We start from the raw sequence: 12,713 nt of genomic DNA, 5'->3' as shown, positions 1-12,713 counted from the left end.
GTTAAGGGCCGATTAACCATGATCGTTCAGGCATGGAGGTCATGGCCGTCCAATCCATCCGCAGCGTCGTAGAATCAGCGATCCAGCGCGCGTCCAGCGCGACGGGCGTCGATTTCACGTTTCTGATGGGCACGGCCAAGCGCGAGAGCGGCTACAACCCCGCCGCCAAGGCGCGGACCTCGTCGGCCTCGGGCCTGTTCCAGTTCGTCGATCAGACGTGGCTGGGCACGCTGAAGAAGCATGGCGCGAAATATGGCTATGCCCGTTATGCCGACCTGATCTCGCAGGGCTCGGATGGTCGCTTCAAGGTGGCCGGCGATGAGGCCCGCAAGGCGGTTCTGGCGCTCAAGATGGATCCGCATGCCTCGTCCCTGATGGCCGGCGAGCTGGCCTCGGACCATGCCTCCTATCTGCGCGGCAGGGTGGGTCGCACCCCGACGGCCGGGGAGCTCTATGCCGCACACTTCCTTGGCCCGCAGGGCTCGGCGCGCCTGATTGAGGCCGCCAACAAGACCCCCGGCGCCAGCGCCGCGGCGATGTTTCCCGACGCCGCCCAAGCTAATCGTTCGATCTTCTATCGTGACGGTCGTTCGGCCACCGTGGGCGAGGTCTATGCCAACCTGACCAAGACCGGCGGCGCCAGCCGCGCGGTCGATCCCTCCAGAGACACCGGCGCCGACCAGGGCTTTGTCCAGTACGCCAGCGGTCGTCGCCTGGAGCGCCTCCACCAGCAGGAAGCGGTGGTCCAGCTGATCCTGCGCGGCTCCCAGGACGCCGATACGACGTTCGGCAGCCTGGGTGCTGGCGCCGGTCAGCGTCTGGCCAGTTCGATGTTCTCCAGCGAGATGCTGCGCGTCCTGGCCGAGGCCAAGGACGACAAGATCAACCGCTAGGCCCCGTCAGGGCCGCGATTTGGCCCTCGGACCACCCCAGTTCCCTGAAGACCGACGCCGTATCCGCGCCCAGCTTCGGTGCGGGGCCGCGCGGGCTATCCTTGGCGCCCGGAAAGCGGGCCGGAGAGGCCGGCGCCTTGAACGTCCCGCCGGCGCCATCGGGGGTGTCCACGAAGCAGCCTGCCGCCTCGGCCTGGGGGTCGCCCACCAGTTCGCGCGGGGTCTGATAGGGCGCCCAGGTCAGGTCGCCCTCGTCGAGAGCCGCAGCGACGTCCTCGTAGTCCATGGAGCCGAAGGCCGCGTCCAGCAGATCGACCAGGGCGGCGGTGTTCTCGCGGCGCGACTTGGCGGAGGCGAAGCGTGGATCGTCGACCAGTTCGGGCTTGCCGGCGGCCTGGGCGATACGGGCCCAGTCGGTGGCGCCCTGGCGGGGCAGCAGGCAGATCCAGCGCCCGTCGCGGGTCTTGAAGAAATTGGCCAGGGGCTGGATCGCCTCGCGCCGGCCGCGGGTCGAAGCCAGCTTCCCGAAACGCAACTGGATCGCCATGTCGGAACCGATCGCATAGACGCCGGTCCGTAGCAGAGACGTCTCAACCAGGCGGCCAACGCCTGTGGTCTGCCGCTCGAACACCGCCGCCAGGATCGCCGAGACAGTGGCCAGCGAGGTGACGTGATCCCCCATGCCGGTGCGGATCGGAAACGGCTCGGCGCCTTTCGGGGCGGTGATCGAACCGACGCCCGCCCGCGACCAGAAGGCGGCGACGTCCATGCCGGCCTTGTCGGCATCCGGGCCTTCAAGGCCGTAGCCTGTGAGGCTGCAATAGACCAGGCGTGGGTTGAGCGCCCTCAGCGTCTCGTGGTCCAGGCCGGCCCGCGCCAGGGCGCCGGGGCGAACATTGGTCAGGAAGACGTCGGCCGTGGCGACTAGGGCCTTCATCGCCTCGCGCCCGGCGTCGGAGCGAATGTCCAGCACGACGGCCCGCTTGCCCCGGTTGTCGAGCTCGAAGACGGGATTGGCGTCCTGCTGTGAGGCGATCGTGTCGAAGAAGCGCCGCATCGGGTCGCCCTCGGGCGACTCCACCTTGATCACGTCGGCGCCCCAGTCGGCCATGATCCCCGCAGCGCCAGGCGCGGCGATATAGGTGGCCAGCTCGACGACCCGGAGTCCTTCCAGCATCGCATCCTCCCGCTTTTCTTCTCGTTGTGACGAGTGTGGGCGAGGGAAGGGGCTGGTGGAAGGCTTACCCAGCGGCAGGCCGTGCGAAAGGTCTCTAGGCGGCGGCCCGGCCGGCGACCGTTAGGCGTCCTAGCGCCGAGGCGTCGGCGACTGCACGGGCGACGCCGGCCACGGTGACCGGCTTGCGCAGAACGATATCGGCGCCGGCGTCCATGCAGTCCCTGGCCTCGTCGGCGTCGCCGTCGATCACGGCGATGATCGGCATGTCGCGGTTCTTGCCGTCCAGGGCGCGAACCGCGGCGGCGGCGCCAGGGCCATCCAGTACAGGCATGCGTCCGTCGAGCATCAGGAGGTCGAAGTCGGCGATCCTGGCCAGGTCGGCGGCGCGCTGTCCGTTCTGGGCGTGGACCACCTGGTGACCCAGCTGTTCGAGGATGGCGCGCAGCATGGCGGCGTTAAGGGCGTCGTCCTCGGCGATCAATACGCGCAGGCTGCGCGGCGAGCCGGGCGCCTCGGCCGCCTGGGCGGCTTCCTCGGCCGTTTCGGTTTCGCAGGTCAGGGCGTCGTCGAAAGGCAGGGTCAGGGTGAAGCAACTGCCCACGCCGACGGCGCTGCGCGCCTCCAGAGCGCCGCCCATCAGGCGCGCCAGCTGGCGCGACAGAGACAGGCCAAGGCCCGCGCCATTGACACCCGCGCCGGTGCGCTCGACGCGGCGGAACGGTTCAAAGGCCTGTTCCAGTTCTTCGGCCGACAGGCCCGGACCGGTATCCGCCACCTCGATGGCCACGACGTCGCCGCGTCGCTCAATACGGACTTCGATACGACCGCGAACGGTGTACTTGACGGCGTTGCCCAGCAGGTTGGCCATGATCTGCCGGGTGCGCATGGCGTCGGCCAGCACGGCGCCCTGGGTGCGGCGCTCCAGCAGCGGATCGACATGGATGGCCAGCTCCAGGCCCTTGGCCAGGGCATGCGGGCGTTCCAGCAGCGTCAGGTCGCGCAGCAGGCGGACAGGCTCGAAGGGCAGGGCGTCGACGGCCAGACGACCGGATTCGGCGGTCTCGGAATCAAGCGTGGCGTTCAGCACCGCGATTAGATCCTGGGCGGCGTCGAGCGCCGCGTTCAACTGCTCGCGGGATGGGGCGGCGCGACCGCCCTTGCCGGCGGCGGCGGCCAGGACGTGGGTAACGCCCGTCAGACCATTGCGGATCTCGTGGCTGAGGGTGGCGACGATATCGGATTTGGACCGCGCGGTGCGCTCAGCGGCGTCCAGCACGGCGAGGCGCTCTTCGATCAGCCGCTCGTGAACCTGCGCCAGGGCGTGTTGGCGGCGGATCATGCGGTTGAGCACGAGGGCCAGGGCCAGGGTCAGGGCGATCGCGCCCCAGGCCATGACGCCGGCGTGACGGGTTTCCGCGCTCGAGAACAGCGCGATCAGGGGCCCGGCGGCGGCGATGGGCGCTGTCAGCAGCAGAGCCGGCAGCGAGGTTGCCGAAAAGAAGATGCACATCACAGCCGCCGCCGTCGCCAGCAGCAACAGGGTCTCTCGCGCGGGCCCCGCAGCGTTGGCGAAGGCCGAAAGCTGGATGACGGTGACGGCCCAGAGCAGGCCTCCAAGCAACTGGACCCGGGCGCGACGTTCAAGATCTTGCGACCCTTCGCCGCGCAGCCAGCTGACGGCGCCGTAGAAGGCCCCCCAGTTGATGGCGAAGGTGATAAGGCTGGCGACCATCCAGAGCGCGTCGTCGGCGAAGGACCCCGCCCAGACGAAGATGGGCAGGCTGATCGCGAAAACCCCAAGCGCATAAGGCAGCAGCGCTGTCTGGGCGTCGAGCGCCATGGCCAGGTTCGCGCCGCGCGTCGGGGGCTCAGTAGGGCGGCGCTCGGCGGACACGGATCGCATTCCTCAGCTGTTGAGCGAGGAACCTAGGTCATCACGGTTTGCGTCCGGTTACGGGGTATCGTTAATCCACAGGTTTGAGGTTCAAACAATCATTAAGCCTAACAGGAGATGATAGGGGTCACTTGCATTCCTCTGGTTCGGCGAACCTCCCATGGCCACTACCCGCGCGGCGCTTACAGACAACGATATCCGGATGCTCGTGAAGGGCGCGACGGCCGACGAGCGCGCCCTTGCGGCGCACAAGCTCTGCCGGACGATTGACCGCGCCGAGTTGGCGGACGACGAACGCCAGATCGCTCATGACATCCTGCGCGTCATGGCCACCGACGCCGCCGAGCTGGTTCGCCGCGCCATGGCCGTGACGTTGAAGAACTCGCCCAGCCTGCCGCCGGACGTCGCCAACCGCCTGGCCCGCGACGTCGAAAGCATCTCGCTGCCGATCATCACCTTCTCACCGGTCTTCAGCGACAATGACCTGGCCGAGATTGTCCGCATGGGCGGCGCAGCGCGGCAGATGGCCGTGGCCCGCAGACCCAAGCTCTCGACCCGTGTCACTTCGGTTCTGGTCGAGTCGGGAACCGAAGAGGCCGTGGCGGTCATTTGCGCCAACGACAATGCCCGCTTCTCCGACGTCGCCTTGCAGAAGGCGCTGGACCGGTTCTCCAAGTCCGAGCAGATCCTGCAGGCCGTCGCTTACCGCGCGGCCCTGCCGCTGGCGGTCAGCGAGCGGCTGATCGACATGGTCGGCGACAAGCTGCGCGATCATATTCTCAGCCACCACGCGCTGTCGCCCGAGCGGGTGCTGGAGCTGGTGGTCGGCGCCAAGGAACGGGCGACGATCGATCTGGTCGATCAGGCCGGCCGCACCGCCGATCCAAAGGCCTTCGTCCAGCACCTGAATCGCGTGGAGCGCCTGACGCCGTCACTCCTGCTACGCGCCCTGGCGCACGGTCACATGACCTTCTTCGAGTGGGCCGTCGCCGAGCTGGCCGGGGTGCCGCATCATCGCACTTGGCTGATGATCCACGATGCGGGCCAACTGGGCCTGAAGGCGATCTGCGAGCGGGCCGGCCTGCCGCCGCGCCTGTATGCAGCCTTCCGCGCCGGAGTTGACGCTTTCCACGCGATGGAATTTGACGGTCGCACCCAGGATCGCGAACGCTTCCAGGAGCACATGATCCAGCGCTTCCTGACCTCGCCACAGTCGATCTCGCGCGAGGACTCCGACTACCTGCTGGAGCGCATGGACCGGTTCGCGCGCCAGAACCATGCCGCCACGGGCTGAGCCGAAAACGGGCGCCAGTCGAACACTTGTTCCAATCTTGACTGTGCAAGCCGTCTGAACCGCGTCAATCTCACGCGATGTCAGACTCTTCGCATGATTTGATCCGCCCGGCCGCCACCGTACTGCTGCTTCGAGATGCGCCCGCCTTCGAGGTGCTGATGGTCAAGCGCCACCATCAGATCGACTTTGCCGCCGGCGCCCTGGTGTTTCCGGGCGGCAAGAGTCATTCCGGCGACGACGATCCCCGCTGGCGAGACCTGGCCACCGGATGGGATGCTGTCGGCGAAGACGGGCCTGCCCTGCGCATCGCCGCTATTCGCGAAGCCTATGAGGAGGCGGGCGTGCTGCTGGCGCGCGACCGCAGTGGGGCCTTCTATGAGGGCGAGGCGGCGGTCGAGGTCCGCGCGGCGGTGGCCGAGGACCGCATGGCGTTTATCGATGTCGTAGGCGATCTGGGTCTGACGCTGGACCTGGCCGCCCTGACCATCTTCGCGCGATGGATCACGCCCAAGCTGATGCCCAAGCGGTTCGACACCTGGTTCTATGCCGCCCACGCGCCGGGCGCTCAACAGGCGATCTGCGATGGCCACGAGGCCGTCGATGCAGAATGGATCGCGCCGGCCCAGGCGCTGGAAATGGCCGCCGCCGGAACCCGCAAGGTGATCTTTCCCACCCGCATGAACCTGCAGCTTCTGGCCGAGAGCGCCAGCCCCACCGAAGCGATCGCGCGGTCGCTGACCCGCCCGCTGATCGCGGTCGAGCCCTGGGTCGAGGGGCAGGGGCTGAGGATCCCGGCCAACGCCGGCTATGGCGACGTGATCGAGCCTTTGTCAGCGCTGTAGCGCGTCTTTGTGCGAGACGGCTCTCGATTCGCCCGAAGACGACTGGGGGGCCTACTTGATGCCGGCACCTGACGCGCTGACCCAGCCGGTGAGGTCGGTCAGCACCTTGGCGGTGGCCTCGTCATAGGCTTCGACGATTGCGCTCACGCGATTGTTCGAGGCCTTTACCCGGGCCTCGAACACCTGATCACCGACCAGCGCGCGGTCGTTGTTGCGATTGATCACGCCGCGCACCTGCACCAGGACTTCGGGCGCGGCCTTGGGTCCGTCGACATAGACGGCCTCGAACGAACGGACTTCCAGACGCAGGACGAGATCAGCCTTGGCCACCTCGCCGCGACCGATCAGCCGCGCTCGGCCTGGATCGGCCTCGAAGGCGCGCGCGACGGCTTCGTCGAACAATATGCTGGCCGGGGACACCCAGCGCGCGCCGGCGATATAGGCCGCCTCGCCGTTGGTGATGGTCAACAGGCGGTCGCCAGCCGAGGCGCGCGTAAAGACCGTCGGCGTCTTGAAAACGCCAAACAGCGCGCCCGGCGGTCCCTTGGCGGCCGCGACGGGCTCGACGCCGAAGCGATAGAGGCCAACCGGCTCGGTCTTCGGGAGCAGGGTGATGCAGCCGGTCAGAGCCATGGCGGCCGCCGCGACGGCGAGCGCCCGCGGGATGAAGCGGATCGGGTTCACGGCTTGACCTCCAGTTCCTTGGCGGGCGCCTTGCTGACCAGGCCACGCGGGTTTTGTTCGACGTCGCCGACCAGCCGGTCAAGTGACTCGGCCGCCGACTGCAGAGTGACGATAGCGGCTGAAAGCTGGGGCAGGCCCGTGCTGGCGAAGTCGCTGGTGGGGCCTTCCAGCTTCGAGATCATGCCGCGGGCGTCCTTGGCGGCGCCCTTCAGCTCGGTCGCGGCGTCGGCCAGCTCGGCCAGCGAACGTTTGGCGTCGCCATTGACGACGCTCTCGGTGGACTTGGAGAGATCGGCAATCGACTGCGCGGTGGCGTCGATGCTTTGCAACGCCTTCTGGGCGTCGGCGATGATCGCCTTGCGTTCGCGCAGCTCTGAGGTGACGGCCTGGACGTCGTTGAGCGCGGCGCTGAACGTCTTGACGTTGTCGTCCGACAATACGCGGTTCACCCGGTCCAGCGCTTCGATGGTGCGGGTCAGCACGGTGCCGCCGCCCTCCAGAAGGTCGGACAGGGCGCTGCGCTGACTGCGGATCACCGGAACCTTGCCGTTTTCCACGGTATCCTTCAGCAGCTTCTTGTCGGGTGTGCCCGCAGTGATCTGGACGTAGTTGACGCCCGTGATGCCCTGCGGCTCCAGGGTGGCGTAGCTGTCGGTCTTGATCGGCACATCCGAGGTGACGCGCGCCCGGGCGATCACGCGGTTGGGGTCGCTCTTGTCGAGGGCGATCTTGGCCACCTCGCCGACCTTGATGCCGTTGAAATGCACCTCGCCGCCCTCGGAGAGGCCGCGCACCGGCCCGACGAACAGGATGTCGTACTGGTCGTATTCCTGGTTGAAGCTGAGCTTAGCCAGCCAGACCACGAAGACCACCAGTCCCATGAACAGGAACAGGGTCACCGCGCCGACCAGGGCGTAGTTGGCGTTTCTTTCCATCAGCTGGTCCTCGTCGCACTGGTCTGGGCTGAAGCCGTCTTGCGGCTCGCCGCGCGTCCGCGCGGTCCCAGGAAATATTCTTTGATCCACGGATGATCGGAGCGTTCGAGCTCCTCCACCGGCGCCAGCGCCACCACCTTCTTGTCGGCGATGACGGCGACGCGGTCGGTGATCGCGTAGAGGCTGTCGAGATCGTGGGTGATCATGAACACCGTCAGGTCCAGACTGTCGGACAGGTCCTTGATCAGTTCGTCGAAGGCCGTTGCGCCGATCGGATCCAGGCCTGCAGTCGGCTCGTCCAGAAACAGCAGTTCCGGATCCAGGGCCAGGGCTCGCGCCAGACCGGCGCGCTTGCGCATGCCGCCCGACAACTCGGCTGGCTTGAGGTCAGCGGCGCGGGCGGGAAGGCCCGAGAGCGCGATCTTCAGATCGGCCAGTTCCTCGATTTCGCGTTTGGGCAGTTGCGTGTGCTCGAACAGTGGAGCGGCGACATTCTCTCGCACCGTCAGGTTCGAGAACAGCGCGCCCTGCTGGAAAAGCACGCCCCAGCGGCGCTCAAGCGAGCTCCAGCGGCGGCGATTGGCGGTGCGCATGTCGTGGCCGAACAGCTTGACGACGCCGCCGTCGGGGACCTTCAGGCCGATGATGCTGTTGAGCAGCACCGACTTGCCGGAGCCGGATCCACCCACCACGCCCAGCACTTCGCCGCGCTCTACGGTCAGGTCGAGGCCATTGTGAACGACCGTCTCACCGAAGCGCGAGACCAGACCCGTGATCTGAATGGGGTGGGCGTCGTCGTCAACGTCCGGCTGGGGGGCGGGGCCCGGGTTGCGCACGACCGTCATATGTCAAGCTTCATGTAGATCAGGGCGAAGATCGCATCGATCAGGATGATGGCAAAGATGGCATGAACCACTGCGGCGGTGACCCGTCGACCCAGGGATTCGACGTCGTTGCCGACCTCCATGCCCTGACGGCAGCCGATGGCGGCGATGACCGTGGCCATCACAGGCGCCTTGGACATGCCGATCCAGAAATGGGTGGGCCCCACATAGTCGACAATGCGCTGCATGAAGAAGCTGGGCGACAGGTCCAGCACGACCCAGACCACCATCATCCCGCCCGCCAGACCCGCCAGGGTGGCGACGAAGGTGAGCAGCGGGATCGTCAGCAGAAGCGCAGCGAAGCGCGGCAGGACCAGGGCCTCATAGGGATCGACACCCATCACCTGCATGGCGTCGATCTCCTGGTTCATCTTCATGGAGCCGATCTCGGCGGCAAAGCTGGAGGCCGAGCGTCCGGCCAGCAGGATGGCGGTGATCAGGATGTTGAACTCGCGCAGCACCGATATGCCGATCAGTTCAACCGAATAGACCTGTGCGCCGAAGTCGATGAGCATATTGGCGCCCAGCAGGGCGACGACTGCGCCGATGAAGAAGGTGGTGATCGCCACGATCGGCAGGGCGTCGAGGCCCGCACGCTCGGCCAGAGAGATGATCGGTGCCCAGCGTATGCGGCGCGGGTCCACGACACAGCGACCGATCGCCGTCAGCAAGTGGCCCAGGAAGACGAGGGTGCCATAGCCATCTGCGGCCAGACCGAACATGCCCCGTCCGATGCGCTCGAGCAGGGCTTGGACGCCGGGGGGGCGCCGCGTGACCTCGGTCTCGACCTGAACCGCATTGCCGACCAGTTCGAGCAGGCGGAGGGTTTCCTTGCGCGCCTTGATCACGCCGGCCGACTTGCGGCCATCGGCGGCGCGGATGATGGCGTAGGCGCCGGCTGTGTCGCATCGGTTGATCTGGCTGAGGTCGAGGCAGACCCCCTCGGAGTCGATCAAGGCCTCGGCCAGCCGACCGGCGGTGTCGTACAGGCCACGCGCCGTCCAGTCCCCAAACAACACGACGGTTCTTTGGCCGTCCGTCTCATCAAAGCTGAATTCCGCTGGAACGGCCATGGACGCGAACAGATCCCCTGTGGGTAAGGCCAAGCCTAGCAAATCAATTGAATAGCCCCAAACGCGCCAAAGCGCAGCTTGTTGCGATCGGGGCCAAGTTTCCGAAAACGCCCGCGCGGGAACCTTTCCGGTGCGACACATGCGCCTTTCGCGCCAGGCTTCAATCATGGTTAACAAATTAAGTTCACGTCTGGTGCCGTAACTTTCGAGTCGGAGCCAACGGCATGAGCGCTAACCCAAAGCTAGATGAGCGTATGTCGTTCATGCGCTTCGACGAGCGCGACCGAGCTGCGCTGCGCGCCCTCAAGCCGCTGATTGATTCCGAGATCTCTGATGCCCTAGGCAAGTTCTACGGCCAGGTGCGCGCCTTCCCGGAAACACGCAGCAAGTTCCGTGACGAGGGTCACATTGCGTCTGCAGAACGCGCTCAGGCCAGTCACTGGCGTCGCCTTCTCACGGCCGACTATGGATCCGACTATATTCGCGACGTCGAACGCATAGGCCGCGCCCACGTGGACGCGGGCATCGAGCCCCGCTGGTACATGGGCGGCTACGCTGTCGTCTCCGAAGAACTCGTGCGCGTCATTGTGGGCAAGCGGGCCAAGGGCCTGTTCGCCAGCGCCAAGTCTGACGCTGATCTGGCCGACAAGCTGGTGGCGCTGAACAAGGCCGTGTTCCTGGACATGGAACTGGCGGTCTCCAGCTATCTGACCGTGATCGAGGAAGAGCGGGCAGAACTTGAGGCCGAACGTGAGGTCGCCGCCCAGGAGCAAGCCCAGGCGGTAAAGGCCATCGGCGAGGCGCTCTCCCGCCTGGCGGCTGGCGATCTGTCGGCACGGGTCGATGGCGCCCTGTCGCCCGAGTTTCAGTCGTTGAAGCGTGATTTCGATCAGGCCGCCATCGCCTTGGGCGAGGCCATGAAGGCCGTCGAGCGCGCGTCATCGGGCATCCGCTCGGGCGTTGACGATATCGCTCGCAGCGCCGACGATCTGGCCCAACGCACCGAGCAGCAGGCCGCGACCCTGGAGCAGACGGCCGCCGCCGTGGATCTTCTGACCTCCACCGTCGGCAAGACCGCCCAGAGCGCCCGTGAAGTCTCCGTTCGGGTTAGCGAGGCCAGCGCCGAGGCCGAGCGCTCCGGCGCCGTGGTCACACGCGCCGCCGAGGCCATGACCAAGATCGAAGGCTCGTCCAACCAGGTCTCGCAGATCCTGGGCGTTATCGACGAAATCGCCTTCCAGACCAATCTTCTGGCCCTCAACGCGGGCGTTGAAGCGGCCCGAGCCGGCGATGCCGGCCGAGGCTTTGCGGTCGTCGCCCAAGAGGTGCGGGCGCTGGCCCAGCGTTCGGCTGACGCCGCCAAGGAGATCAAGTCACTGATCGCCGAATCCAGCCGGCAGGTCGGCGAGGGCGTCGATCTGGTCGGCCAGACGGGCGCGGCCCTCCGTGGCATTGTCGAGAAGGTCGGCGGTATCGACAGCCTGATCAACCAGATCGCCGCGTCGGCCAACGAGCAGGCCTCGGCCCTCAGTCAGGTCAATACGGCGGTCAACCAGCTGGATCAGGTCACCCAGCGCAACGCGGCGATGGTCCATCAGTCCAGCCAGTCGACCCAGACCTTGCGCGTGGAGGCGGCCGACCTTGCCAATCGTGTCGGCGCCTTCCGCACGGGCGGCCAGATCCAGGCAGAGCCGGCGTCGGATCAAAATCCGGTTCACGCGGCGCGCGCCCGGGTCGCCGCCTTTGCTCGCCCGGGCCGTTGAACCCGGCCCGGTCCAGGCCTTGACGAGGTTTCGCTCTAGGGCGAGGGGGGCGGGGCGGTTGACGCCCGGTGAATGAGTTCGAAGGGCAACAGCTCGTCCAGGGGCTCGCCCTTCGAGGCTGAGCCCTTGATGACCCCGGAAATCAGGAGCCGGGTGGCCAGGGAGGCCATCTCGACCACAGGCTGGCGCACTGTGGTCAGCTGCGGCCGGCTAAAGCGGGCGCTGGGGCTGTCGTCGAAGCCCGCCACGGAGACATCACCGGGCGCCATCAGGCCAAGCTCGGCAGCGGCGGCCAGGCAACCCAGGGCCATGTCGTCGTTGCTGGCGAAGATCGCGGTCGGACGGTCGGGCAGACTCAGCAGCGCCTTGGCCTGATCAAGGCCCGACTGGAATGTGAAATCGCCCTGCCGGACCCAGCTGTCTGCGACCGGCAGGTCAAGCTGCTTCATGGCGTCCAGATAGCCGCCATGCCGTGCCTGGCTGGCGCCGTAGCGCGGCTCGCCGACGATGAAGCCGATGCGGCGATGGCCCAGGTTGGCCAGATGCTGGGTCATCTCCCGCGCGGCGGCGAAGTCGTCCATGTGCACGCGGGGGCCAACGCCGTCCCGGCGCTCGGGGCCAAGCCGCACATAGGGCGTGCCGGCCTTGTCGAGCAGTTCGAGGACGGTCTCGTTGTCGCAACTGGGCGGCGTCAGTATGACCCCGTCGGGCTTGAGCGCCGCCAGCAGCGCGGCGACCTCCTGCCTGACGCGTGGGGCATCGTGGTCGATCAGTTCGATCAGCAGGTGATAGCCGGCATCGCGGCATTGCAGCGTCGCGCCCAGCTGAATACGGCTGAGATAATCGGCGCCGCGCTCGCTGCGCCAGTGGTCGATGGTCAAGGCGGCGTCCACGAACACCGCGATCACGAAGGACCGCGAACCGGCCAGGCTGCGCGCCGAGAGGTTCGGGCTGTAGTCCAGGGCGCTGGCCGCCTCAAGCACGCGATCGCGCATGGCGGGCCGCACATTGGGCTCTTTGTTCATGACCCGGGAAACGGTCTTGATGGAGACGCCAGCCCTTGCGGCGACGTCGTAGATCGTCACCGAGGCCATTGAACCGCCAAGTCCTGTCGAATGAGACTCAAACCCATCAGCGCAGCCTAGAGCATTTCTTGTGGCTCTAGCGACGCCTGCGGCGAGAAAAATTCACGCGGGTTCAAGGGCATCGGCCAATGACATGCGTGCGGCCTTGTGTCGGCCGACCCGGAAGGCCAGTCTGACCCGAGACGCGGC

11 protein-coding genes are annotated in these 12,713 nt (G+C 66.8%); 4 read left to right on the top strand and 7 right to left on the bottom strand.

The window, feature by feature from the left end; genetic code table 11:
• The first annotated feature begins 41 nt into the window (after positions 1-41).
• Positions 42-893 carry a transglycosylase SLT domain-containing protein gene (locus ACW176_RS18785; protein WP_492110208.1) on the top strand — a complete coding sequence of 284 codons (852 nt, stop codon included), beginning with the start codon at positions 42-44 and terminating at the stop codon, positions 891-893.
• On the opposite strand, the gene ACW176_RS18780 is transcribed toward ACW176_RS18785, so the two are convergent.
• Positions 883-2,070, bottom strand: coding sequence for a CaiB/BaiF CoA transferase family protein (locus ACW176_RS18780; RefSeq protein WP_492110207.1), 1,188 nt, complete (start codon positions 2,068-2,070; stop codon positions 883-885). The genes ACW176_RS18785 and ACW176_RS18780 overlap by 11 nt on opposite strands.
• A 94-nt stretch (positions 2,071-2,164) precedes the next feature.
• Positions 2,165-3,964: an ATP-binding protein gene (locus ACW176_RS18775; RefSeq protein WP_492110206.1), complete on the bottom strand. Its 1,800-nt coding sequence runs from the start codon at positions 3,962-3,964 to the stop codon at positions 2,165-2,167.
• Between the two features lie 160 nt (positions 3,965-4,124).
• Between ACW176_RS18775 and spbR the strand changes: the two genes are divergently transcribed.
• Entirely contained in the window at positions 4,125-5,258 is a 1,134-nt protein-coding gene (gene spbR / locus ACW176_RS18770) for a pole-localized protein SpbR (RefSeq protein ID WP_492110205.1), read from the top strand.
• Between the two features lie 77 nt (positions 5,259-5,335).
• Positions 5,336-6,100 carry an NUDIX hydrolase gene (locus tag ACW176_RS18765; RefSeq protein ID WP_419320956.1) on the top strand — a complete coding sequence of 255 codons (765 nt, stop codon included), beginning with the start codon at positions 5,336-5,338 and terminating at the stop codon, positions 6,098-6,100.
• A 51-nt stretch (positions 6,101-6,151) separates the two neighbouring features.
• On the opposite strand, the gene ACW176_RS18760 is transcribed toward ACW176_RS18765, so the two are convergent.
• The 4 genes from ACW176_RS18760 to ACW176_RS18745 are packed head-to-tail and all read right to left on the bottom strand — an operon-like array spanning position 6,152 to position 9,676.
• The gene (locus ACW176_RS18760) at positions 6,152-6,784 is read right to left on the bottom strand and encodes an ABC-type transport auxiliary lipoprotein family protein (RefSeq protein WP_492110204.1); all 633 of its coding nucleotides are present in this window, start codon (positions 6,782-6,784) and stop codon (positions 6,152-6,154) included.
• On the bottom strand, positions 6,781-7,719 hold the full coding sequence (locus ACW176_RS18755; RefSeq protein ID WP_419320959.1) for an MlaD family protein: 939 nt from the start codon (positions 7,717-7,719) through the stop codon (positions 6,781-6,783). The genes ACW176_RS18760 and ACW176_RS18755 overlap by 4 nt, the downstream gene beginning before the upstream one ends.
• Positions 7,719-8,564: an ABC transporter ATP-binding protein gene (locus ACW176_RS18750; RefSeq protein ID WP_492110203.1), complete on the bottom strand. Its 846-nt coding sequence runs from the start codon at positions 8,562-8,564 to the stop codon at positions 7,719-7,721. Before ACW176_RS18750 ends, ACW176_RS18755 begins: the two co-directional genes overlap by 1 nt.
• Positions 8,561-9,676 carry an ABC transporter permease gene (locus ACW176_RS18745; protein WP_492110202.1) on the bottom strand — a complete coding sequence of 372 codons (1,116 nt, stop codon included), beginning with the start codon at positions 9,674-9,676 and terminating at the stop codon, positions 8,561-8,563. Before ACW176_RS18745 ends, ACW176_RS18750 begins: the two co-directional genes overlap by 4 nt.
• 224 nt (positions 9,677-9,900) lie before the next feature.
• Between ACW176_RS18745 and ACW176_RS18740 the strand changes: the two genes are divergently transcribed.
• A complete protein-coding gene (locus tag ACW176_RS18740) occupies positions 9,901-11,439 on the top strand; it encodes a methyl-accepting chemotaxis protein (RefSeq protein WP_492110201.1) in 1,539 nt (512 codons plus the stop codon).
• A gap of 35 nt (positions 11,440-11,474) precedes the next feature.
• On the opposite strand, the gene ACW176_RS18735 is transcribed toward ACW176_RS18740, so the two are convergent.
• Positions 11,475-12,533, bottom strand: coding sequence for a LacI family DNA-binding transcriptional regulator (locus tag ACW176_RS18735; RefSeq protein WP_492110200.1), 1,059 nt, complete (start codon positions 12,531-12,533; stop codon positions 11,475-11,477).
• Positions 12,534-12,713: the final 180 nt, after the last annotated feature.

Source organism: Caulobacter sp. FV1ye13L, assembly GCF_058681155.1.
This window is presented reverse-complemented; position numbering and strand designations above follow the sequence as displayed.

Bases quoted from the DNA above. Each gene is read 5' to 3' on its own strand.
- ACW176_RS18750 (WP_492110203.1), bottom strand. From the start codon at position 8,564: ATGACGGTCGTGCGCAACCCGGGCCCCGCCCCCCAGCCGGACGTTGAC.
- ACW176_RS18785 (WP_492110208.1), top strand. From the start codon at position 42: ATGGCCGTCCAATCCATCCGCAGCGTCGTAGAATCAGCGATCCAGCGC.
- ACW176_RS18740 (WP_492110201.1), top strand. From the start codon at position 9,901: ATGAGCGCTAACCCAAAGCTAGATGAGCGTATGTCGTTCATGCGCTTC.
- ACW176_RS18735 (WP_492110200.1), bottom strand. From the start codon at position 12,533: ATGGCCTCGGTGACGATCTACGACGTCGCCGCAAGGGCTGGCGTCTCC.
- ACW176_RS18765 (WP_419320956.1), top strand. From the start codon at position 5,336: ATGTCAGACTCTTCGCATGATTTGATCCGCCCGGCCGCCACCGTACTG.
- ACW176_RS18755 (WP_419320959.1), bottom strand. From the start codon at position 7,719: ATGGAAAGAAACGCCAACTACGCCCTGGTCGGCGCGGTGACCCTGTTC.
- ACW176_RS18780 (WP_492110207.1), bottom strand. From the start codon at position 2,070: ATGCTGGAAGGACTCCGGGTCGTCGAGCTGGCCACCTATATCGCCGCG.
- ACW176_RS18745 (WP_492110202.1), bottom strand. From the start codon at position 9,676: ATGGCCGTTCCAGCGGAATTCAGCTTTGATGAGACGGACGGCCAAAGA.
- spbR (WP_492110205.1), top strand. From the start codon at position 4,125: ATGGCCACTACCCGCGCGGCGCTTACAGACAACGATATCCGGATGCTC.